Origin of the sequence: Maribacter sp. HTCC2170 (assembly GCF_000153165.2) — a bacterium.
In the GTDB taxonomy this organism is placed as follows: domain Bacteria; phylum Bacteroidota; class Bacteroidia; order Flavobacteriales; family Flavobacteriaceae; genus Maribacter_A.
In genome coordinates this window covers 3,511,199-3,535,163 of sequence record NC_014472.1, presented here as the reverse complement: position 1 = coordinate 3,535,163, position 23,965 = coordinate 3,511,199, and the positions used below count along the sequence as shown (strand labels likewise).

Sequence of the window (23,965 nt, the reverse complement as noted above, 5' to 3'; positions counted from 1 at the left end):
CTAAAGCAGGACATTTCAAATATTTCTTTAATTCCTAATATTATATCTCCATCAAGAGTTAGTGTGAATATTTAGTTTAATAAAGATAAAAACCCAGAATACCCAGCAAATCATTTATGGATTGTTTCTAAGTTCACCCAAAATAAAAAGAACTAAACTACTTTAACTATGAAAAAAGCGGTAATTGTTTTTATTGCACTTGTCCCACTGTGCATGCTAATGTCATGCAGTTCAGATGAAGAACTTAGCAGACCTATTATAAGATTCAATTTTAACGATAATGTAAGTAGTGAAAAATACCAGTTAAATGGTACTGATCATAATTTTGAAAAAGGAATTGATGGGCAGGCGTTGGTTCTAAAAGAAGATAAAGGCCATTATAGTCTGAATTTGGACAGTTTAGCTCTCGACGGGAGTAAAGACTTTTCTGTTCAATTTTGGATAAAGACAAATTCCAGTAAGCCTACGGTTTTTCTTTCACAAAAAGACTTCACCAATAAAGGAATTATAGCTCAGAAAAATCCGGGATGGGCATTGTATAGCTCAGGTGGAACTTTTGGTTGGAATATTGGTTCAGGAGAACGAAGAATAAACTACGAAAGAGATAATGGCGGACAAATGCCCATTAATGATGGAGAGTGGCATCAGTTGACCATTACTTATAGCAAAAAGTTTTCCGAAATGCGATTGTATTATGACGGTAATAATAAGGCGATATATAAGGTAAATTTTGATTTTTCCAATGATAATGCATTGGTTTTGGGTGCAATTGAAAACCAATTTGACTACGACAATACATATTCTCCTGATATTATAAGTGGGCGGGCAAATCTTCAAGTATTGGTAGATGAGTTCAATGAATTAGGGTTGGAACCTTTAAAAAATGAAGAGTTTTTAGATCTTATTGTAGATCCAGAAGCGCTGCTTAAAACCAAATTAAAGCAACAGAACAAAAGAATTAAACTTGAACAAAATGTGCTATCCAAAGTTTTGGATGTTAGAAAAAAAATGGCAGAGAATCCTTATACCGTTTTTCAGAACATGAAATTAACTGTACTTAAACCTGTAAGCAAAATATATAGTTTACTGGGTGGAAAGGTTGTTGTGAATGCTGATTCAGGAATGTCCTTCACCAAAAGTGAGCAATTATATGCATCGAACTTTTCGATGGACAATTTGTCAATTTGGGACAACATTTTAAGTTCAAAAGCTATTCTTAAAAGTTTTGAGAAGTATAAAAAAACGGAAACAAAGAAAATTATAGACCATCTTAAAGATTATACTGTTGGGGTTTGGAACATATGGCATGGCGGAATACACTGGTCAATGGATAAGGATGGTTGGGATTCTAGAATGAGGATTGTAGAAATAATCAAAGAAAAAAACTTGGATGTTATTCTCATGCAGGAGACCTATTCAAATGGGGATTTTATCGCCGCCGAACTAGGGTATTATTTCGCAACAACATCTGATTGGGATTACAAATATCAGGGTGCAAATATTTCGGTGATTAGCCGGTATCCAATTACCGAACTACAAGTGTCAGAAGAAACAGAGTTCAATAATGTGGCGGTTAAGTTAAAAATAAGCGAAACTCAAGAAATTTGGGCGATGTCTAATTGGTATGGTATGAGCAACTTCAATAAAGTATTTGATTATAATAAATCGAGATTTGATAATTCAGATAGTATTCCTGTGTTTTTCGGTGGGGATTTTAATGCCGTGCCACATGAAGATGGTGGAGAAAACCTGGCTTCGGAAAAAATGTTGGTCGAGGGCTTTACAGATGCGTATAGAAGTTTATACCCTGATGTTGAGAAACATCCTGGATTTACGCATCAAAGTGATGTTAGGATCGATCAATTGTATTACAAAGGAAGAGGACTAATGAATACCTCAACTAAAGTTATCTCGACATGGCCTTCTGGTTTCCCCTCAGATCATTTTTTAATCGTATCAAAATTTGAATTAGACTAAGTACTGATTTTTTTATTAAATGTTGAGATAAACTATAAAAGCCATATTGCATAACTAAATCATAGTCGTAAATTTGCTCTCTTAATTTACTGGGTAATGAAAAAGGTATTTATTAGAATTATTTTCTTTGCGATTTTATCAATAGGTAATTTGGCTTGGGCCCAAGTTTCGATATCTGGTGCGGTCAAAGATAATTTGGGAAACCTTTTGGTTGGAGCCCATGTTTCTCTTAGCCCGGGAAATCATTTTGCAACTTCTAATGATCAAGGTCGTTTTAGTGTTTCAAATTTAAGATCTGGTGAGTACTTACTATCAATTTCTTATTTAGGGGTTAAAACACATATAGAATATATCAATGTTGAAGAGCAAGATATTGAATTCAATATTATTTTGGAGGATGATCCTTTGGCCTTAAATAGTGTTGTTGTCACAGGTACTTTTGAACCACGAAGTAAGTTATCATCAAGTACCGCAATAACGACTCTGGAAACAAAATCTTTGAAACAAGCTTTTCCTAGAGGCGCCGCTGATTTACTACAATCTGTACCAGGAACATTTACTGATCCGTCAGCAGGCGAGGTATTTACAAGAGTTTATACTAGAGGAATTAGTGCCTCGTCAGAGGATGATATGGGATGGTATTATGTTTCACTTCAAGAAGATGGTTTACCAGTAAGCTTAGTGCAACATTCTTATTATGGCCCTGATATTTTCCATCGGGTTGATATAACAACCGAAAGGGTTGAGGCCATTCGAGGGGGTAGCGCTGCTATTACCGCCTTAAATGCACCAGGGGGAATTTATAATTTTATTTCCCGGACCCCGACTGATGTATTCGGCGGAGAAATACGACTTCAAGGTGGAGTGCAGGGAGAAAATAATCCATTGTACAGAATTGAAGGCAACCTTGGCGGACCACTAGGCAACGATTGGTTTTTTAATCTAGGAGGTCATTACAGAAAAGATGATGGGGCTCGCAACACCGATTTTACATTTAGTAAAGGGGGGCAATTGAAGTTCAATGTTATTAAGAAACATAGTAAAGGATATATTAAGTTTTACGGTAAACTACTTGATGATTTTACAAACAGGTATACCGGAGTCGCTGCTACAAACTGGGATGATCCCAAAGCTGCCTTTAGTCAAGATTTTAGTACAACGGCTTTGATGATGCCTGCTTTTTCAGCGAATATTCCTGACGGAAGAAGAATTAATGAAGGCGCCACGAATCGTTTTGACCCTTCTCAGGGGGTACATGCCCAGGATAAGGCCTTTGGCGTTGATATTTTACAAGACCTCGGAAATGATTGGTCTGCAAGGCTGAATGTTAAACATTCCCATAAGAACGCCAATTGGCAGACAGCTATAAGCAATGCATTTGTTTCATTGGACAATCCGTTGGCCTATTTTATAAGTGGCGCCCAATTTCCAATTGGTCAAGTAGTATTTAGAGATGCTGCTACTGGTTCAGAATTAGCTCGATTGGATAATAGTGGAATTTTGGCAGGGGAATCAATCCAATATCTTGGAAATGGGACACTACCAAATGATGCCATCATGGGAACCGCTTCATGGCTGAAACAAAATAGATCCGATGAATGGATGAATCAATTGACTTTTAGAAAGAGGTCTGTTAACCATGATTTGACTTTTGGATTTGGATCAGGATTTTCAAATACCTCGCTTTATACACAAGGTAGTTTTGGTTTTGTGACTTATGAACCAAATCCCAGAATGTTAGAGGTAACCCTGGAAAACCCTGGGCAGCCAGTTTTGGCTTTATCCGATTCAAACGGTTTAAGTAACTATGGAGGTTTGTTTTTTGACAATTCTAGGGCTGATGTAAGTCAATTCGCTTTTTTTGCCAATGACCGATGGAAATTAGAAGATCGCTTGCATTTAGATGTTGGTTTACGATATGAATCAATTGGGCACAAGGGTAGTAAAGACCAAGCTGCACCATTACAACGGGGTGGAGGATATGATGGGGACCCAACTACAGCATATGATAACGGAATATTAACACCAACCGGTGCAAGGGATAATTTTGATTTCAATTATAGTTATCTGTCTTATTCTGCAGCCTTGAATTATAAATTCAATGATCATACCGCCATTTTTTCTCGCTTTTCATCAGGAAATAAAGCTCCTGAGTTGAATTATTACTTTAATAATTTTTCAGGCGTACCTATTAATAAAGAAGGAGAAGTACAGGAAATTACCCAAGCTGAAATTGGATTAAAATATAGTAATAATCGATTTTCAGCCATGACCACGGCTTTTTGGAGTCAGCTGAAAAATATTGGTATTGCTGATTTCCAGTTTGATTCGGACGATGGTAGTGTTTTTTATGCACCTGTTCAATTCAATGATTCTCGAACCATTGGTTTGGAATGGGAGAGTGCATATACCCCGGTTTCGTATCTGACCTTTAGTTTCAATGGAACAATCCAGAATCCGAAAGCTACTAAATGGACGGTCTATGATGCCGCAGGATCGGTTGACTCTTCTGATGATACTATTACCGACTATTCAGATAATACACTCTCGTTTAATCCAAAATTGATGTTCAATCTTGGATTTGATTACCAAAAAGACAAGCTAAATGGGTTTTTCAAATGGCAATTTCTTGGGGAAAGAGAGGGTAATATTGCCAATGCATTTCAACTACCGGCTTATAGTGTATTTAATGCGGGACTTGGTTATGATATAACCCAAAATTTATCGGCAAACGTGGTGGTAACCAACCTTTTTAATTCTGAGGGACTTGCAAACTTTTTTGGGGCAAACAGTTTTGGGGCCAGTGCAAACGGTGCGACCACTGATTTTATTCAATCAAATCCCAATACCAGTTTTGTCGTGGTACCTATTTTGCCAAGAGGGACTATGTTGAGTTTGGGCTATCGTTTTTAATTTGTAGTTGTATTTTGTTGAAAGTAAGAACCTATTCGGCTTAAGTATATTTTCATATTTTTAGGTAAATAACCTTATTGGGAGATAATCTTGTTATTTCCGCACAAAATTTTATCTAAAAATGAATAATCAATCTTCCGCCACCTCTAAATTCAGTTCATTTTTTGCAATATTAAAAGTGCCCTTTGGACTTTTTCTGGTTGCAATACTTCTTAGCGGTTGTCAAACTGAGGTTCGAACCGAATCATGGGATTATGAAATCGCCACGGAAGATGAAGCACAACAAGGTGTTCTCCGGTTTAATAGTAAAGAGGGAATTCAACAAGTTTCCTTAGTATCATTTGATCGGGGTACTATGGTTTTGACAGATGTTAGATTGTCCTCCAAGGAGCTATCTGGCAATTTTGAGCTTTTTGGGGAGGAAGCTTTTTTAGAGGGTATTTTTAAAGAAAATAATTTTTCAGGAACCATTTCACTCAATGATGAGAAACTGTTGATAACAGCAAAAAGACAGTCAGAAGAACCTGTGACGGTTAATCGGTCTAAAGTTACCTATGTGTTAACGGAAGCGGACTTACCAGAGTCGGAAAAAAACATTGACCATGCCGGAATCATTGCTGATGCAGATAGAGAAAGTTATAGAAGGGGAGAACGAATCTATAGTTCTAATTGTATCAACTGTCATGGAAATGAAGAAATAGAAGGTTCTATTCCTTTATCGACCAAATTTTGGGAACAAGAATTAAAGTCAGGCAACGATGCATATTCCATGTATCTAACGATTACAAGGGGCTATGGTTCCATGCCACCACAGCCTGTGCTAACACCTCAAGAAAAATATGATGTTATTGCCTATATCCGTCAAAAATTCATCCAAGAAAATACGAAGGTAAAACTAATTGCCAGCACTCCAGGTTATTTGAAAAACCTGCCGGTAGGGACGTCTAAAGGACCAAAAACTAAACCGTATCAACCTTGGGCTGATATGGATTATGGAAACTTCTTCATCAATACTTATGAATTGGTAGATGAAGAAACAGGCCTTGAAAGATACCATTCCCCTAGACCAATACCTTATCCCGATGAGGATTATTCGAATAACAATTTTGCTTACAAGGGTATAGCTGTGCGATTGGATGAAGGTAAAGGAGGAGTCTCCAGAGGAAAGGCCTGGATGATATTTGATCATGATCTAATGCGGGTCGCTGGAGGGTGGACCGGCGATGGCTTCATCGATTGGAATGGTATTTTGCTCAACGATAAACATGAGACATATCCACGTACGATAGGAAAATTGCACTTTGAAACCCCAGTAGGGCCTGGATGGGCAAATCCAGAAACCGGTTCTTTTGAGGATCCAAGATTTAGAGCAAGGGACGGACGGGCCTTTGGGCCACTTCCAAAGAAATGGTCCGACTATAAAGGCCTATACCATCATGGCGACAATATTATTATATCCTATTCGGTCGGAAAGTCAAATATTCTGGAAAAATTAGGAAGGGAAAAAAGTGGCAATCAAACCGTGTTTACTAGAACGTTGAATATGAGTCCATCTTCGTCCCTCCTAAAAATGAAAGTTGCTCCAGTTTCCAATAATGTAGCAATTACTGGTGAAGGTGCTTTCTTATCCAACGAAGATGGATTTGTGATGATGACTGTACAAAAGTCAAAAGCGGCGAAAGTGAAATTATTTATAACTGATGGCTCCTTTTCAAATTTGGTTGGTTTTGCCTCTAAATCTATCTTGCCTGAGGATTTAAGTCAATTTACAAAAGGTGGTCCTGCACATTATCAGGAGAAAATAAAAAGTGTGATAACAACTGGTTCGGAAGATGGTATTTTCGCTATTGATCAATTCACCCCGCCTTTTGACAATCCATGGGCCTGCAGAATGAAACTTAGTGGAATCGATTTTCTGAATGATGCCAACAAGGCCGTAGCGTGTGCGACGGATGGGGATATTTGGCTAATTACTGGGTTAACGGATGGTTCTAATGAACTTTCTTGGCAACGGATTGGGTCTGGACTTTTTCAACCCCTAGGGATTAAGGTCATAAATGACAAAATTTATGTGATTTGCAGAGATCAGTTGGTGTTGCTCCGTGATTATAATGGAGATAATGAAACCGATTTCTATGAGAGTTTTAATCATGACCATCAAGTTACTGATCATTTTCATGAATTCGCGATGGGTTTACAGGCAGATAAACAGGGAAATCTCTACTATGCCAAAAGCGGAAGGCATGCACGTGAAGCATTGATACCCCAACATGGAACCTTGTTGAAAGTTAGCCGCGACGGTTCAAAAACTGATATTATAGCGAGCGGGTTCAGGGCTGCAAATGGGGTGTGTATTAATCCAGATGGGAGTTTTTTGGTCACTGATCAACAAGGTTTTTGGAACCCTATGAATCGCATTAACTGGGTTGATGGCAAGGGTAAATTCTATGGAAATATGTGGGGTTACGATACTCCAAAGGATTCGACAAGACTAGCAATGGAACAACCCATGGTTTGGGTTGATATGAAATTTGATCGCTCACCCTCTGAATTATTGTGGATTGATAGTGAAAAATGGGGGCCATTAAATGGTGGACTATTGAGTTTTTCATATGGCTTTGGAAAGATTCAACTAGTACTACCTGAAAAAGTAAAGGGTCAGATGCAGGGTGGAGTTATCGACCTACCTGGAGTCAAATTTTTAACAGGTGTGATGAGAGGTAGATTTAATCCAAATGATGGCCAACTTTATGCGTGCGGAATGTCTGCCTGGGGTACGAATCAAATGTTACGGGGTGGTGGTCTGTATCGTATTCGGTATACTGGTAAACCCCTTACGGTTCCCACGGGATTGAGTACTTCAGTTTCAAGTGTATCACTAAGTTTTGTAGATTCTCTGAATTTGAAAAAAGCAGGTGATGTGAAGAATTATGAAATTAATACTTGGGATTTGGTACGAAGTAGTTCCTATGGCTCAGATCGTTATAATGAACAGAACTTAAAAATAGCCAAGGTTGAAGTAAATGGAAATACAGTAAAGCTTTATTTAAAAAATATAAAGCCTGTAGACGTAATGACGATTTCTTATAATCTAATAGATACGAGTGGTAACGCTTTGAAGGGTACTGTACAAAATACCATTCATAACCTAAGTAAAAACTCTATTTCAAATTAGTAACTTTCATTTGTTTTTGTTGCCAAAATTCATCTTTCTTGAATCCATAGGATGAAGGGGTGAATTCTCCAACTAAATCAACATTGGCGTTTTTAGGAACTTCTGTGTTCATGGCCCAAAAAACACCATTGACCAATAGCCTTCTAACTCCTTTGTTCAGCATATCTGAAGCTGAACCTATGGTAGAAGCAAAAGCCCTACCTTGTTTGCCTTCTGGTAATTGATAACTCTTGGTCCAAGCGATAGGCATAAGAATATCATTGACCTTGGTACCATTATTATTTTCTTTGGCGAGTTCATCGTCAGTGGATTTCATTCCAAAAAAGACATCATTCTCATCAAATTCTCCTTTTCTGTTTATAACCTGACCCAGTATTATGGGTTGTGAATCATCAGGTAATGGCAATCGAACACCATAAACATCAGTAGCTCCCCAAATATCTCCACTTTCAATACCGTTTGTGATTGCATGGGATTCAGCACCTTCAGCTATGGCCCCTCTTGTACTTTGGTGTTTATGATGCCCGTGATGACTAATCCATTTCTCGCCCAATACCAAACGGCCAAACCCATCGGCCCATTCTTTTTTGTCTCCAGAATATCCGTTACTATAATGAACATAATTGCTAATGGAATCTTTCCCAAAATTAAAAGCATGAGTTGCCGTACGGATACCCAAAACAGGTTTTCCTTCTTTTAAGTAATTGTCAATATGTTGCATTTGCTCATCTGGTAAAGCACGGAATCTCGTGAAAATAACCATCATATCTGCAGAAGACAAAGTTTCTAATCCAGGAATATTGTGAACATTATTTGCATTTACAATTCCCGGGTTATCAGAATCTTGCGCAAACAATACAGTGCACTTAAAACCATGATGTTTAGAAAGTATTTTGGCTAATTGAGGCAGGGCTTCTTCTGACCTGTATTCCTCATCTCCTGAAACTAAAACAATGTGCTTTGAATTTTCATTACTACCCTCAAAAGTCAACCATTGACTATGTTCTTCTTTGGCCTTTTGCACAAATTCTTCGGCTTCTTTTTTTTCTTTACAAGTAGTAAATAGGGTTATGCAAATGAAGATGTAGATCAGTCTTTTCATAAATTCGAAATTATGGTTGGCGGGGTTAAATTCCCATACCTTGTTTTATAAATTGTAATCCTTCGGTATAAATTTCATCAGCAGGAGAAAAATCTCGCCAAACATTTATGGCATTTGCGAAATCTGGGTCTAAACGACTAAAGGCCTCTATGGTCAACCAGCCATCATAGTTGATTTCTTTAAGTGAAGAAAACACTTCATCCCAATTCACTTGTCCGCTTCCTGGAGTTCCCCGATCATTCTCACTTATATGCACATGCTTTAGATGGGGAGCTATATGCTGAATGGCACTTGACTGACTTTTTTCTTCAATATTGGCGTGATGAGTGTCATACATTGCACCAAGATTTGGTGAATCTACCTGTTTTACCAAAGACGTCAGGTCTTCCATAGTGTTGTATAAATAGCATTCAAACCTATTTAAAGCTTCTGGTGTTAGGATTAACCCAGAGGGTAAGGCATATGCTGCGGCTTTTTGCAACATCTCTATGCTCCATTTATGTTCATCAGATGTGGGTGGTTTACCAGTGAATAGAGAATTGGTTGAATGATATGGTCCGCAAAGTACTTCTGCACCAAGTTCATTACACATATCTATGGCCCATTTTAATTGGTCTAACCCTGCTTCTCTAAATTCTTTTTTTGGACTTGCTATATTTGTTTCTGGCGTCAAACACGTCACACAAGTGACTCCCATATCCATTTCCGAAAAATGCTTACCATGGGAGGAGTATAGTTTGGAATCTCCAGCACCCAAAAACAATTCAATGCCATCATACCCGGTTTCTTTTAAAGTATCAACTATAATATAATGCTCTTGGGTAACGTGGGCCGTCCACACCAACATGTTCATTCCAATTTTCATAAAAAAGCCTTTATGTTTCTAATATTCTGTCATAGGTAGTTCACCTTGATGAGGCGCATTTTTTATTTTCAACTTCTTAGTCCAGAAGAATAGGATAATAAAAAGGATGATCAAGATGCCGGGAAACAGGGTCATTGTTTTGAGCGTTTCTTGCCCAGATACCAATTCCAATTCATCACCGGTCAACCCCATGGCGGTTGCTTTTTCTCTAGCATTATCTATCCAAATACCGAATATTGGTTGCATGTTTGCCGTCATGAACATACCTATTGCTCCTACAACAGACATACCCAAAGCTCCACTTTTTGGGATTTTCTCAGCGACAAAACCTATCATATTAGGCCAGAAGTAACATACACCTAGGGCAAAAACTATGGCAGCCACATAAATCATGGTTCCAGTTTGTGTACTAAGAAGAAATATGCCTAAAGTAGCCAATATCGCCGATGTTAATAAAACACCCGTTTGGTCAAACTTATGTACGAAATCACCCCCGAAATACCTGCCGATTGCCATTATACCGGTAATCAAAGCCAAAATTAGCATAGGTTCGGCACCGCTTTTCGCCAGCACTAATTGTACCCACTGTGAAGGAACAAATTCTGTAATAGCCGTCAATGCCATACAGATTGCGATAAATATAAATACTGGTGTGGCCATTCCTTTCAAATTTCCTTTTAGTGAAGCTGCTTCTTGAACATTAGGTTTAGGAAATGTTTGCCCGAAAAATATAAAAGCATAAATCAAGGTTGGTACAAGTATAATCCATATTTGTACTTGCCAACCCAAATTCATTTCGGTCATTGCATAACTAATCAAACTGCCTAACACAATTCCCCCAGGGAACCACATATGAAATCTATTTAACAGGGTATTCATTTTTTTGCCAGAGGCACTATCCGCTATCATTGGGTTACAGGCTGCTTCTGTACATCCATTGCCTAGACCAATAAGTAAAGTTGAGACAATTAACCCCCAATAACCTCCTGAAAAGATGGTTAAAACTATTCCTAAAGTGTGTGCGAAAAATGCAAATTGCATGATTTTTTTAGGTCCAATGGTGTGATACGTTAATCCACCAATAATCATTGCAATTGGAAACCCAAAAAACCACATAGAATTAATGTCACCTAATTGTTTGGCCGTTAGGTCAAAGGCCTCTCCTAGTTCAGGTAGTACCCCTGCTCTTAGACTAAATGAGAATGCGGTGGTGATCAAAGCGAAACAGCTCCCATAAAACAGTCTATTTGCATTTGGTGCTTGTGTATTGTTATTCATAATTTGCATTTGGTATTAAAAGGTTTGGTTGATTATCTAAATTCTAGTTTTAGAATTAGCGAATTAATTTAGCCCCTTTTCATTTAATATCATAATAAAATTGCTTAACTGATGTTTTACCGTTAAAAAAGTTACATTTTGTATTAGAATTCTTTAATTTAAGTTTGCATCAAAATTTTATTTAAATTAGGTGGATTAGAAAATCTATTTCATTTCGCTTGCTTTATGAGATTCTTGATTTTCAATTATCACTAACTTTTACCTAATTATTAAGTATAATGCAGAAAAACAATTATCCTAAATTACACAATGCATCTTGGCCTGGGGTAGTGGGCAAAGGACCAGATTCAGAACCGCCCATTGATTTAGATACCATGTTAGATTTAACATCGAAAGCCGACGTAGGTGGTCAAAAATTCGATGGTATCGATTTGTTTTTGGCCGATCCTCATGTGAGTATTGACTCTTCTGATGATGATTTAAAGCGATTGGTTGATAAGGTAAGTTCTTATAATTTGGAAATCGGAAGTTTTGTGGCCCCGGTTTGGGCAGGTACTGGCGGCGGTTCTGCTATGGGATCCGTTGAAGAACGACAAAATTTCGTTACTCAAGTGCGTAAGGCTTGTGCCATTGGAAAGAAATTGAGGGATATGGGCATAAGACCCAATGGAGTGATTCGAATAGATTCATCAGTTGATCCTGAAAGTTGGGCGAAAGACGAAACTGGAAACACAAAATTAATTGCTCAAACCTTTCGTGAAGCTTGCGATGTTGCCGCTGAATACGGAGAGTCGTTGGCAGCCGAGGGTGAAATCTGTTGGGGTGGTATGCACGGATGGAAAACCATGCTCAATACCTTAGAGGCAGTAGACAGACCAAACATCGGATTTCAAGCCGACATGGCGCATACATTACTATACCTATTAGGGTATAATAAAGAGGATGAACGCATTCTACCACAAGATTTTGATTGGAAGGATAGAGCAACCTTAACCGAAGGACTAAAAACCTTAACAGCTGCTTTGCGACCATGGACAATCGATTTCCATGTAGCACAAAATGACGGAACTGTCTTCGGCTCAGGTGACCATGATAAAACAGGAAGACATTGCCAAGCCACCGACCCCAATGGAAAGTTGGATATAGCTGTAGATGCAGGTCATTGGCTTCGTGATGAAAACGGATTGCTGACTAAAAAGTTTAAGCATATCTGTTGGGACGGCTGTATGTTCCCCAATGATGTAATGATGCAATCCAAAACTTGGAATGATGTTCTAGGTGCAATGATTAAAGTTCGTGAACTTCACGGATGGTATGAGGCTGAATAATTTTCTGAATAACCAGACACTGATATGAGTAACAAAAAAGAACTAAGAATTGGTTTAGTGGGCTATGGATTTATGGGTCGAACGCATTCCAATGCCTATAAAAGAGTAGGCGATTTTTTCCCTGAACTAAAATACAAGCCTGTTTTAAAAGCCGTTTGTGCGAGAAACGAAGAACGCGTCAAGGCATTTGCCGAACAATGGGGTTATGAATCCATTGAGACGGATTGGAAAAAATTGGTTGAACGTGATGATATTGACGCTATTGATATTTGTACTCCAAATAATATGCATGCGGAGATTGCAATAGCCGCAGCCGAAGCTGGAAAAATGGTACTATGTGAAAAGCCTTTGGCCCGCACTGTTACTGAGGCCCAACCAATGGTCGATGCAATTGAAAAAGCAGGGGTGCCCAATACTGTTTATTTTAATTATCGCAGAATACCGGCGGTGACTCTGGCAAAACAACTAATCGATTCTGGAAAGTTGGGCAAGATTTTTCACTTCCGATCTAACTTTTTACAAGATTGGACCATAAGTCCCGAACTTCCCCAAGGTGGTGAAGGTCTTTGGCGCTTGGACAATGATGCGGCCGGTTCTGGAGTAACAGGAGATTTATTGGCGCATTGTATTGATACAGCTATGTGGTTGAACGGAGGAATCAAAGATGTTTCCGCGATGACCGAAACTTTCATCAAAGAAAGAGTTCATACTGGGACGGGAGAAAAACAAAAAGTGGGTATCGATGATGCCTGTATCTTTCATTGCCATTTTGATAATGGTTCTTTAGGGCTCTTTGAATCCACAAGATATGCACGAGGCCATAAGGCCCTGTTCACTTTTGAAATCAACGGTGAGCATGCTTCCATTAAATGGAATTTACATGATTTAACGCGCTTGGAATACTTTGATCATCGGGATGAATCCATTGAAAGAGGATGGCGTTCCATTCATGTAACTGATGGCGACCAACCTTATATGGACAAGTGGTGGGTCCCTGGATTATCGATAGGCTATGAGCACAGTTTTGTGCACCAAATAGCAGATTTTTTAGAGAATTTAGGTGAAGGAAAACCATGTTCTCCTACATTTCGTGAAGCTCAAGAAACCCAAAAAGTCTGTGAGGCAGTATTAGAATCAGCTAAATCAAAAAGCTGGAAAGATACCGGTGTGAGCTGGCGGTAGGCAGTTGCCCAAAGTAGTTTTTGAAACCAACAACGAACAACCATCAACGAACAAGTAGTTTAAAGAATGAGTGAACCAATAAAAGGCTTTTGTTTACAAGGCAAAGAAAAAATATATCCCAATTCTGGAGTTTCGGTAACAATTAATACAGCCGTGGTTGATATGGAAATTCCGGAATTAAAAGAAGGTGAAATTCTTGCCAAGACCTTATATACAGGAATATGCGGTTCCGATAATAGTGCGTCCATAGGAAAGGCGAATTTTGATTGGGTTCAACGACCTAGAGTGATCGGCCATGAATTTAGTGCAGAAGTTTTGGAATTGGGTCCAGGAGACCATGGTGAAGTTAAGGTTGGTGATGTCTTCACACCTTTAGCAATGTTAGGATGTCAAGATGAAGAATGTCCTGCTTGCAGTGTTGCCAAATGGAACCTTTGTCCGCAAAAACAGATTATTGGGTTTCACAGAAATGGAGGCTTTGGACAACGTGTAATTCTAGAATCCGACCGGGTTGTTCCCTTGATGAAAGGATTAACTGCTGCCCAAGGAGCTTTGGTAGAACCGCTATCCATTATTACAAATGCACTTTATAATAAGTGTGATATCAAACCGGGGCAAGATGTAATTGTTACAGGATGTGGAATCATAGGCTTAATGTCAGCGGAGGTTGCACGAGCTTCTGGTGCAAGAGTCGCTGTTACAGGAATTGTTCATGACAGGGATATTAGACTGAAAAAAGCAAAACAAAGAGGTTTTATAACCTTGGAAGTCTCGCCAGAAAACACGTTGACATCTCAATTACAAAACGGAGTTACAGATGAAAATGGAGTACCTTTCGGAAGCAATGGTAAGGTAGATTTACTTATTGAATGCTCGGGAGTTCCTGTCGTACTTACAGAGGCTATTGATCTGGTACGACCAGAAGGCGATATTTGTGTTATTGCTACTTATGGCCAAGATGTCCCAATTAATGCGACGCATTTGACCAGAACTTCCCTTAATATGAGAGGTTCAATGGGATCTTGTAGGGATGATTATAATTCAGCAATGAAATTGATGGTAACCGGTGTATTTCCTGCTGAACACTATACCGATCATTATGACTTTGAAGATGTTACTCAAGCTTTTGAAGATTCTATCAAAGCCAATAATATGAAGGCAGTAGTGAAAATGAACTAAGAATTATCTTCCAATCAAGGAAAAATATATGCATACAATATTTGTTACAGGTGGAACCGGTTGTATTGGGTCGGTCACCATTTATAAACTTTTACAATACCAAGAAGTTGGTAAAATTGTTATAGCCACACGATCTAATAATGTAGAACCACTAAAACTGTGGTTAGTGGATTATATTGACCCGAGGCTAGAATTTGTCACTTTGGATGTGTCTGATTATAAAGCGATTGAGGAGGTTGTTTTAAAGGTTAACCCTACACATATTATTCACTTAGGAGCATATCAGAGCCCGGATTGTGCCAGAGATCACATTGGTGGGATGGAAATAAATACCGGTGGTACAATGGCGTTATTCGATGTCGCTGAAAAATTACCGCTACTCAAAAAATTTGTTTTTGCTAGTTCGGCAGCAGTATATGGAATGAGGTCGATGTATTCTCAAGACACTATAAATGAAGATGTACAATTAGCTCCACCTAATCATTATGGCATATGGAAATTGGCGGGAGAACATTTGGGAAGGTTGTTTCACAAAAAGACAAAAGTTCCAACGGTATGTTTAAGACTTAATACCACCTATGGTAAAGGAAGAGATAAAGGAATGACCTCTGCTCCGACCAATGCACTTAAGGCAGTTGCAATGGGGGCTATTTCCGATGAATTGATTCATTTTGAAATGCCTTATCAAGGGCGAGAAAACTATCATTTTGTTGAAGATGTGGGAGCTCAGTTTGCCGCTTGCACATTACAACCCTATGAGGGTTTTGGAGCTTTTAATATTAAGGGGGAAACCATTGAAATAAGGAAGTTCCTTGGTATAGTTGATGAACAGGCTAGAGATTTAGGATTAGGGGATTATTCAAAGTCAACAGTTATGGTAGATGCTCCTCCAAATCTTTTTGTTTGTGATTTGGAACATGAAAAAATTAGTAGAGCATTTAAAAATTTGCCCCAAACCACTATTGAGCAAGGTGTTCGCAAATCTCTTGAGGAATTTCTAGATATGGCTAAAAAAGGAATTTTGGATTATTCAAAAGCAAGTTCATGAAAAAAATAGGTATTGGATTTATTGGTGCGGGGGACATAGCAAATTTACATGCAGAGGCCATTAATGGGATGGACAATGCCGAATTGATTGGCCTTTGGAACAGAACTTTTGAAAAAGGGCAAATTAAGGCAAGTCAGTTTGGCTGTGAAAACTTTAAATCCGTTAATGATTTATTTAAAGACTCGAGAATCGATGCAGTTTTTGTGCTTACCAATATGGAAACGCATTGCGAGTATACCATTATGGCAGCCCAGGCCGGGAAGCATATATTGGTAGAAAAACCGGCTGCATCAAGTATTGATGAATTGCAAAGAATGCAATCGGCCATAATTACTGGTGGTGTTAAGTGCATGCCAGTTCATAATTATATTTATGAACCAGGTATTGAACGTGCTAAATCAATGATCGAAAGCGGAAAACTAGGTGATATCACCCAGTTTTATATGATGTATAATATTCATCATTCAGACGAGATAAGAGCAAGATATCCCGGGGTTATTAGGCAGATATTAACCCATCATTCATATTCAATGCTATATTTGGCAGGGAAGCCCATAACAGTTTCATGCTTTAAAAATACGGTAGATGATACATTAGCTCCTCAAGAAAATGTTGCCATGGCAAATATTCTGATGGATAATGGTACTCTTAGTCATTTATGCGCAAGTTTTGCGAATGATGATCATGCCGGGGATCCTTGGTCATGTATCATTAAAGTTATAGGAACAAAAGGTAGTACCCGATATAGTTATAGGGATTTTGTGATAAATGAAAGAAACGGTGCACATTCCCAAACCTATCAGTGTTATCCAGAATCTATAAAAAATACAGCCACCCATTTCATAAGCAATGTGTTGGGGAAAGGATCGGCACCATTATCAACTATTGAAGATGCGATTACGTGCCAGCGAATTATTGAAGCTTGTGAAAAGTCCGTTGAGGAAGGGATACATGTTAAATTATAACAAACGAGTACAAACAAAAACAAATTGATATGGGATTTATGAAGGATAGTTTTTTTAGAACAGTAATTCTATTGTTTTGTTTTTTTGTGATAGGCTGTAAGGAAAAAGGTGACTCACTTGAGATTAGAAAAGATTCAAGCATTGTAATAATTGGTAATAACCTAGGTTCTAGAATGCTCTATTTTGGACACTTTGAGACCGAGATGCATTTACGTTACCCTGATAGTACATTATTTATTCGTAATATGGCCGATGGCGGTAATACGCCAGGTTTTCGACCACATTCTTCACGTAAATCTCCATGGGCCTTTCCAGGTGCTGAAGAATTCCAAAATGAACTAGCAAATAAATCGGGGAGCATTGGATTCTATCCTACCGAGGACGAATGGCTTTCCCAGTTAAATGCAGATGTGATTATTGCTTTTTTTGGCTATAATGAATCTTTTGAGGGTGAGACAGGATTGGAGAATTATAAAAATGAACTGCATGCCTTTATTGGGCATACAAAACAACAAAAATATAATGGTTTGGAACCACCAAAGTTGGTTTTGATTTCACCAATAGCCTTTGAAGATTTATCTGATAAAATGGATCTGCCCAATGGCGAGAAAGAAAACAAGAACTTGGCATTGTATACCCAGGCGATGCAAGAAGTTGCTACAAAGAATAGTGTTTTATTTGTTAATGCTTTTGATGTATCAAAGAAGTGGTTTGCGTCTGAATCAGAAGATTTAACCTCAGATGGCTTCCAACTAAATGACTTTGGTTATCAGAAATTTGCGAAACTATTGGCTGATTCTGTTTTTGGGGAAACAAAAGCAAAGGCAAATGAAAATCGAAAGTTGGTTCATGAAGCAGTAATGGAAAAAAATTGGTTTTGGCATAATGATATTAAGCTACCCAATGGCGTGCATGCCTGGGGTAGACGATACGATCCTTTTGGACCAGATAACTATCCATTTGAAAAAGAAAAAATTAGGCAAATGACTGAGATTCGTGATACCGCAATTTGGCAAGCGAATCAAGGTATAACAATGGATTTAACTGAGGCGGATGCTAAAACAAGAGAACTTCCGGTAGTGAAGACCAATTACAACAAAGGTCAGGGTGATGCAAGCGAAGGGTATTTGTACGGAGAAGAGGCATTAGGACGTATAACGGTAGCTGAGGGTTATAAATTAGAATTGTTTGCATCAGAAAAGGAATTCCCAGATTTAGCTAATCCAGTACAAATGTCATTTGATAATCAAGGACGACTTTGGGTAGGTGTTATGCCAACATATCCCCATTATAAGCCCGGTGACAGTAAACCCAACGATAAATTAATTATTTTAGAAGACACTGATAATGATGGTAAGGCAGATAAGCAAACGACCTTTGTAGACAATTTGCACTTAACCATTGGTTTTGAGTTTGCACCTGAAGGGGTTTATGTATCACAGGGAACCAATCTTGTTTTATTAAAAGATACGAACGGAGATGATAAGGCAGACGAAACGGAAATAATTCTTAGTGGTTTTGATGATCACGATACGCATCATACGGCAGGCGCTTTTACGGCAGATCCGTCAGGTGCTATCTATATGGGCGAAGGTGTGTTCTTGCATACGAATGTTGAAACTGCATATGGTCCTGTTCGAGGAACAAATGGAGGCTTCTATCGTTATAGCCCACAAAGACATCATTTGGAGCGTACCGCTCAACTATCAATACCAAACCCTTGGGGAATTGCATTTGACGAATGGGGACAAAACTTCTTTGCCCATACCTCGGGCCCAGATATGACGTGGATGATGCCGGGAACAATAAAACCTCGTTATGGTATGAGGTCTCCATTACCAAAAAATTTGATAGAAGATGCACACCGAGTAAGACCTACTTCCGGGCTTGAATTTATTTCAAGTAGACATTTTCCCGATGAGGTTCAAGGAGATCTAATCATTAATAATACGATTGGGTTTTTGGGAACAAAGCAGCATACAATGTTGGATGACCCTGAAAGTTCAGGATACATAAGTAAACATCGACAGGATCTAGTCACTTCTTCGGATACAAAGTTCCGTCCCGTTGATATGGAATTTGCTCCTGATGGGTCTTTGTATTTGGTTGATTGGCATAATGTATTGGTGGGCCATATGCAGCATAATGCCCGTGATCCATTACGTGACCATGTTCATGGTAGAATTTATAGAATTACTTATCCATCTCGACCTTTGGTTAAACCCGCAAAAATAGTTGATGCTTCAATCGAAGAACTTTTAGATAATTTGAAGCTTCCAGAATACAGAACACGCTATCGAACCAAAAGAGAATTACGAGGACGTAATTCAAAGGAGGTATTGGCTAAACTTAAGGATTGGGTTAATGGCTTAGACAAGAATGAACCAGGATACGAACACCATGTACTTGAAGCTTTGTGGGTAAGTTGGGGGTTAAACGCTATTGATAAGGACATCTTACAATTAGTTCTGACGGCGAATGACTATAGAGCAAGAGCAGCGGCTGTAAAAGCCTTAAGATATGTAGGACACCTTGTTCCAAATCAGGCCGAATTATTGATGGATGCGGCTAAAGATGAAAACCCAAGAGTACGGTTAGAGGCATTTGTTGCAGCTTCTTGGCTGGATAAGGAAGTTGGACTCCCAATTATTGAGGAGGCAGGTAGACTTCCATTAGACGATTGGATGGCCAAGCCATATGAGGCGGCCTTGGCACATATTAATGACCATAATTTAGGAGAAGCTCCAGAGGGTGGAGCCAAGACCAATTTGAAAGGACAAGCGAAGAAATTGTTTGTAGAAGGAGAGAAAATTTATAGTAGAGAAGGATTCTGTATTACCTGTCACCAACCAGACGGGAAAGGACTTAGTGCTTCACAATTCCCGCCCCTGGCAAATACAACCTGGGTGCTTGGTAGTGAAGAACGTTTGATCAAACTTACATTGAAAGGCATGATGGGTCCAGTAGAAGTATTGGGAAAAAAATATCCTGGACAAGTACCAATGACACCATTTGGAGGTATGTTAAATGATGAAGAAATAGCTTCAGTATTAACCTATGTTCGGAACTCTTTTGGAAATAGTGCTTCTGCAATTTCTCCCGAAAAAGTCAAATCCATCCGTGAGGATATAAAAAGTAAAGAAGGGTTTTATTCAGCAGAGGAACTACTAAAAGAGCACCCAATGAAATAGATTTACAGAATAATTTATTCGGTAGGAAATACAAATATTTTATCCATTGGCAACCATTTTTCCCCAGGCTTTGCTATTGGTAAAGCTTGTTGATATTGCCACATAAGTACTTCCCAATCTTGGACTTTTGCGTTATTTTCATCCATTTTAGCTTTGTTCTCAAAAGAGAAGTCGTCAGCCACTTCAATTATCATAAATAATCTATTCGAAATGCGATAGATTTCCATATGTTGAATTCCCGAATCACTTAAGCTTTGTAATACCTCAGGCCATACATTCTGGTGGTATTCTTCATAAGCTGAGATTAACTCAATATCATTTTTTAAATCAAGTGCTAAACAATGTCTTTTCATTTCAAGATTATTTGAGCCTAATTTACGAAAACGTTTTATGATTACATATATCAAGGATAGTAGAGAAAAGCCTATTGTAATTAAGGTTTCTGGGTTTGGGTCAAGAGGTCAATTCTTACAAGATGTTCATTGTCAATACTTTTTAATAAGTATCCCTAAAATAAATGGCAAAAAACGATAGATTTGCCACAATAATTTTTAAAGAAAAAGACTGGATAACCACAGTTGAAAAAACAAATCTCAGAAACAACATCAAATGAGCAAAGAAATTAGTTTGCAATCTGCCGATAATATTCGGGCTCTGGCAGTGGCAATGGTAGAAAAGGCAAAATCAGGTCACCCTGGTGGTCCAATGGGAGGAGCCGATTTTATGCACATCCTTTACACAGAATTTTTCAATTATGATCCTACTGATATGACTTGGCCATTTAGAGATCGATTCTTTATGGATGCCGGGCATTTATCTACATTGATGTATGCACAGTATTATCTATTGGGTAATTATGCAAAGGAAGATGTTGCCAATTTTAGACAATGGGGCTCAATAACACCTGGTCATCCTGAAGTTGATGTTGCAAGGGGTATTGAAAATACATCTGGACCACTGGGACAGGGACATACTATGGGTATTGGTGCAGCGGTTGCCGCAAAGTTCTTGCAAGCTCGATTTGGTGATTGGATGAACCATAAAATCTACGGATTTATTTCTGATGGAGGTATTCAAGAAGAAATTTCTCAAGGCGCCGGGCGTATTGCTGGGCATTTAGGATTGAACAATTTTATTATGTTTTTCGATTCAAATGATGTACAACTTTCTACGATGACCGATGAGGTTACCACAGAAGATACTGCAATGAAGTATGAAGCTTGGGGTTGGAAGGTAATCACCATTGACGGGCATAACCATGATGAGATAAGAAAAGCACTTACCACAGCAAATGCTGAAACGGAAAAACCAACATTGATTATTGGTAAAACCATAATGGGCAAAGGTTGTGTTACAGAAGATGGTGGTATGTTCGAAGGGCATTGTGAGCTTCATGGTCAACCAATTGGTAATACAGGTGCTGATTATGCCAAAACACTTTTAAACTTGGGAATGGATCCTGATAGTCCATTCGAGATCTATCCTGAAGTAAAAGCATACTACAAAGATATTCTTGCTAGAAAGGAAACTACCGCAGCACAGAAAAAGGCAGAAATTGATTCTTGGAGAAATGCCAATGAAGATTTGGCAAGTAAGTTGGATCATTTCCTTTCTGGTGAATTACCTGAATTAGATTTCGAATCCGTTGCTCACAAAGATGGTTTGGCCACTAGGGCGGCATCATCAAATGTGTTGGGTTATATGGCCGAACATGTTGAGAATATGATTGTCTCATCTGCCGATTTGTCGAATAGTGATAAAACAGACGGGTTCTTGAAAAAGTCATCAGCATTGAAAAAAGGTGATTTTTCAGGAGGGTTTTTACAAGCGGGTGTAGCCGAATTGACCATGGCATCTATGGCAAATGGTATTGCTTTGCATGGTGGTGTCATACCGGTTGTAGCAACGTTTTTTGTGTTCTCTGACTATATGAAACCGGCGATTAGACTGAGCTGTATTCAAGAACTTCCGGTTAAATTCGTTTGGACACATGATGCGTTTAGAGTAGGGGAAGATGGGCCAACTCATCAACCTGTTGAGCAAGAAGCACAAATTCGTTTATTGGAAAAGTTGAAAAACCACAGTGGAGATCAGAGTTTTGTGGCCTTACGACCAGCAGATTCAACAGAAACAAGTGTAGCTTGGAAAATGGCGATGGAAAACACTAAAACACCAACTGGACTTATTCTATCTAGACAGGGTGTCCAGGATGTTCCTGCACAATCTGGTTCAAGATTCGCATCTGCAATCAATGCTGAAAAAGGCGGTTATTTGGTAAAAGAAACAGCAAATGCTGATGTGATTTTGGTAGCCAACGGATCTGAAGTGTCTACTTTGATAGAGGCTGCTACATTATTGGAAGAAAGAGAAAACTTAAAAATAAGTATTGCCTCAATTCCTTCGGAAGGTATTTTTAGGCAACAGTCCAAAACATATCAAACAAGCGTCATTCCGATAGATAAACCTGTTTTCGGTCTTACAGCAGGTCTTCCTGTTAATTTGGAATCGTTGGTGGGAGCAAATGGTAAAGTTTTTGGTTTGGATCATTTTGGATATTCGGCACCTGCCAAAGTACTTGATGATAAATTCGGCTTTACAGGTGAAAAGGTGAGTAAAGAAGTTTTGAGTTTTCTCAATGGATAGTTTTAAACCTAATAATAGATTAAAAGGGATTCATCGTGAAAGATGAATCCCTTTTTTTATCACTAAATGGTACTCATTTATCACTTTATGACTGTGTTACAATTCCTGTTTGAATTTTTAACCTATATTCAAACAAGAAAAACAACCAACGCCTATTTTAGGTGTAGCACAAAACTTATTTGATAATATGGATGCATTTATTGACTTTTTTGCTAACCTGACCAGTCTTCAAAAGTTGATTTGGATTATTAGTATGATGACAATTTTTTGGGTGCTTGAAGGAGCCTATCCACTTCGAAAATTCGATTATAAAAAATGGGAGCATGCCAAACCCAATTTTATTTTGTTGGCGACTACGATTTTTATCAATGTATTATTTGGGCTAGCGACTGTAGGCGTCTTCAATTGGTTGGATGAAAGTCAATTTGGACTGTTGAACATGGTAGAATTACCCGTGTGGGTAGAAATGATATTGGCCGTCTTATTATTGGATTTTCTAGCGCAATATGTAGTACACTATATGCTGCATAAATTGCCTTTTATGTGGCGTTTTCACACGGTTCACCATAGCGATACCAATGTGGATGTAACTTCGGGGACGCGGCATCACCCGATTGATTTTATTTTTAGGGAAACTTTTGCCTTACTGGCAATTGTAATAGCCGGCCTTCCTTTGTCTTTTTACGTATTCTATAGAATTTTAACCATTCTTTTTACATATTTTTCACATGCCAATATGAAGTTACCACTATGGCTTGATAAGGCTATAAGTTTAGTGTTTATATCTCCAAACACCCATAAATTTCACCATCATTATGAGATGCCTTGGACTGACACTAATTATGGGAATATCTTTTCGATCTGGGATAGAATATTTGGAACGTTCATTTATCATAATCCGTATGATATTGTCTATGGCCTTGATATATTGGACAAAGAAAAATCTAACGACATCATATACCAACTAAAAATACCTTTTACCTATTCCAAAAAGGATGCATAACAATATTGTGATTTTTATTGAAATGTAACAAAAAAGGGAGGCTAACATGCTGACTTTTTGGCATTTTATGATTAATTTCACAGGTGTTCCCTTATAAAAATCAGGACCGTTTAATT

At 38.4% G+C, this 23,965-nt stretch carries 15 protein-coding genes; 11 read left to right on the top strand and 4 right to left on the bottom strand.

Going from position 1 to position 23,965, the window contains the following annotated elements; all coding sequences use genetic code 11:
* The first annotated feature begins 168 nt into the window (after window positions 1–168).
* From FB2170_RS15535 to FB2170_RS15525, 3 genes are all read left to right on the top strand, one after another.
* Window positions 169–1,977: an endonuclease/exonuclease/phosphatase family protein gene (locus FB2170_RS15535; RefSeq protein ID WP_013307552.1), complete on the top strand. Its 1,809-nt coding sequence runs from the start codon at window positions 169–171 to the stop codon at window positions 1,975–1,977.
* A gap of 96 nt (window positions 1,978–2,073) precedes the next feature.
* Complete coding sequence (locus FB2170_RS15530) at window positions 2,074–4,890, top strand: TonB-dependent receptor (RefSeq protein ID WP_013307551.1); 2,817 nt, start codon at window positions 2,074–2,076, stop codon at window positions 4,888–4,890.
* 121 nt (window positions 4,891–5,011) lie between these two features.
* Window positions 5,012–8,065: a DUF6797 domain-containing protein gene (locus FB2170_RS15525; RefSeq protein ID WP_013307550.1), complete on the top strand. Its 3,054-nt coding sequence runs from the start codon at window positions 5,012–5,014 to the stop codon at window positions 8,063–8,065.
* Here the strand turns inward: FB2170_RS15525 and FB2170_RS15520 are convergent.
* From FB2170_RS15520 to FB2170_RS15510, 3 genes are read right to left on the bottom strand one after another with little or no spacing between them, the layout of a single operon-like run.
* A complete protein-coding gene (locus tag FB2170_RS15520; protein ID WP_013307549.1) occupies window positions 8,052–9,167 on the bottom strand; it encodes a ThuA domain-containing protein in 1,116 nt (371 codons plus the stop codon). The two genes, FB2170_RS15525 and FB2170_RS15520, sit on opposite strands and share 14 nt — an antisense overlap.
* Window positions 9,168–9,192: 25 nt before the next feature.
* Complete coding sequence (locus FB2170_RS15515) at window positions 9,193–10,032, bottom strand: sugar phosphate isomerase/epimerase family protein (protein WP_013307548.1); 840 nt, start codon at window positions 10,030–10,032, stop codon at window positions 9,193–9,195.
* An 18-nt stretch (window positions 10,033–10,050) separates the two neighbouring features.
* On the bottom strand, window positions 10,051–11,319 hold the full coding sequence (locus tag FB2170_RS15510; RefSeq protein ID WP_013307547.1) for an MFS transporter: 1,269 nt from the start codon (window positions 11,317–11,319) through the stop codon (window positions 10,051–10,053).
* A 269-nt stretch (window positions 11,320–11,588) separates the two neighbouring features.
* Between FB2170_RS15510 and FB2170_RS15505 the strand changes: the two genes are divergently transcribed.
* The 6 genes from FB2170_RS15505 (at window position 11,589) to FB2170_RS15480 (ending at window position 20,203) form a co-directional block, all read left to right on the top strand.
* Complete coding sequence (locus FB2170_RS15505; protein ID WP_013307546.1) at window positions 11,589–12,638, top strand: sugar phosphate isomerase/epimerase family protein; 1,050 nt, start codon at window positions 11,589–11,591, stop codon at window positions 12,636–12,638.
* A 24-nt stretch (window positions 12,639–12,662) separates the two neighbouring features.
* Window positions 12,663–13,820 carry a Gfo/Idh/MocA family protein gene (locus FB2170_RS15500; RefSeq protein ID WP_013307545.1) on the top strand — a complete coding sequence of 386 codons (1,158 nt, stop codon included), beginning with the start codon at window positions 12,663–12,665 and terminating at the stop codon, window positions 13,818–13,820.
* A gap of 66 nt (window positions 13,821–13,886) precedes the next feature.
* Entirely contained in the window at window positions 13,887–14,999 is a 1,113-nt protein-coding gene (locus FB2170_RS15495) for a zinc-dependent alcohol dehydrogenase (RefSeq protein WP_013307544.1), read from the top strand.
* Window positions 15,000–15,027: 28 nt separating this feature from the next.
* Window positions 15,028–16,047 carry an NAD-dependent epimerase/dehydratase family protein gene (locus FB2170_RS15490; RefSeq protein ID WP_013307543.1) on the top strand — a complete coding sequence of 340 codons (1,020 nt, stop codon included), beginning with the start codon at window positions 15,028–15,030 and terminating at the stop codon, window positions 16,045–16,047.
* Window positions 16,044–17,012, top strand: coding sequence for a Gfo/Idh/MocA family protein (locus FB2170_RS15485; RefSeq protein ID WP_013307542.1), 969 nt, complete (start codon window positions 16,044–16,046; stop codon window positions 17,010–17,012). Before FB2170_RS15490 ends, FB2170_RS15485 begins: the two co-directional genes overlap by 4 nt.
* Window positions 17,013–17,041: 29 nt before the next feature.
* Window positions 17,042–20,203, top strand: coding sequence for a PVC-type heme-binding CxxCH protein (locus FB2170_RS15480; protein WP_013307541.1), 3,162 nt, complete (start codon window positions 17,042–17,044; stop codon window positions 20,201–20,203).
* Between the two features lie 14 nt (window positions 20,204–20,217).
* Here the strand turns inward: FB2170_RS15480 and FB2170_RS15475 are convergent, their stop codons facing one another.
* A complete protein-coding gene (locus tag FB2170_RS15475) occupies window positions 20,218–20,556 on the bottom strand; it encodes an L-rhamnose mutarotase (protein WP_013307540.1) in 339 nt (112 codons plus the stop codon).
* 256 nt (window positions 20,557–20,812) lie between these two features.
* On the opposite strand from FB2170_RS15475, the gene FB2170_RS15470 reads away from it, so the two are divergent.
* Window positions 20,813–22,846, top strand: coding sequence for a transketolase family protein (locus FB2170_RS15470; RefSeq protein ID WP_013307538.1), 2,034 nt, complete (start codon window positions 20,813–20,815; stop codon window positions 22,844–22,846).
* Window positions 22,847–23,033: 187 nt separating this feature from the next.
* Window positions 23,034–23,849, top strand: coding sequence for a sterol desaturase family protein (locus FB2170_RS15465; RefSeq protein WP_013307537.1), 816 nt, complete (start codon window positions 23,034–23,036; stop codon window positions 23,847–23,849).
* Window positions 23,850–23,965 lie beyond the last annotated feature (116 nt).

What these genes read in the sequence shown, in the direction of transcription:
- FB2170_RS15505 (WP_013307546.1), top strand. Translation starts at nt 11,589, where the DNA reads ATGCAGAAAAACAATTATCCTAAATTACACAATGCATCTTGGCCTGGG.
- FB2170_RS15490 (WP_013307543.1), top strand. Translation starts at nt 15,028, where the DNA reads ATGCATACAATATTTGTTACAGGTGGAACCGGTTGTATTGGGTCGGTC.
- FB2170_RS15480 (WP_013307541.1), top strand. Translation starts at nt 17,042, where the DNA reads ATGGGATTTATGAAGGATAGTTTTTTTAGAACAGTAATTCTATTGTTT.
- FB2170_RS15495 (WP_013307544.1), top strand. Translation starts at nt 13,887, where the DNA reads ATGAGTGAACCAATAAAAGGCTTTTGTTTACAAGGCAAAGAAAAAATA.
- FB2170_RS15485 (WP_013307542.1), top strand. Translation starts at nt 16,044, where the DNA reads ATGAAAAAAATAGGTATTGGATTTATTGGTGCGGGGGACATAGCAAAT.
- FB2170_RS15500 (WP_013307545.1), top strand. Translation starts at nt 12,663, where the DNA reads ATGAGTAACAAAAAAGAACTAAGAATTGGTTTAGTGGGCTATGGATTT.
- FB2170_RS15510 (WP_013307547.1), bottom strand. Translation starts at nt 11,319, where the DNA reads ATGCAAATTATGAATAACAATACACAAGCACCAAATGCAAATAGACTG.
- FB2170_RS15475 (WP_013307540.1), bottom strand. Translation starts at nt 20,556, where the DNA reads ATGAAAAGACATTGTTTAGCACTTGATTTAAAAAATGATATTGAGTTA.
- FB2170_RS15530 (WP_013307551.1), top strand. Translation starts at nt 2,074, where the DNA reads ATGAAAAAGGTATTTATTAGAATTATTTTCTTTGCGATTTTATCAATA.
- FB2170_RS15515 (WP_013307548.1), bottom strand. Translation starts at nt 10,032, where the DNA reads ATGAAAATTGGAATGAACATGTTGGTGTGGACGGCCCACGTTACCCAA.
- FB2170_RS15520 (WP_013307549.1), bottom strand. Translation starts at nt 9,167, where the DNA reads ATGAAAAGACTGATCTACATCTTCATTTGCATAACCCTATTTACTACT.
- FB2170_RS15470 (WP_013307538.1), top strand. Translation starts at nt 20,813, where the DNA reads ATGAGCAAAGAAATTAGTTTGCAATCTGCCGATAATATTCGGGCTCTG.
- FB2170_RS15465 (WP_013307537.1), top strand. Translation starts at nt 23,034, where the DNA reads ATGGATGCATTTATTGACTTTTTTGCTAACCTGACCAGTCTTCAAAAG.
- FB2170_RS15535 (WP_013307552.1), top strand. Translation starts at nt 169, where the DNA reads ATGAAAAAAGCGGTAATTGTTTTTATTGCACTTGTCCCACTGTGCATG.
- FB2170_RS15525 (WP_013307550.1), top strand. Translation starts at nt 5,012, where the DNA reads ATGAATAATCAATCTTCCGCCACCTCTAAATTCAGTTCATTTTTTGCA.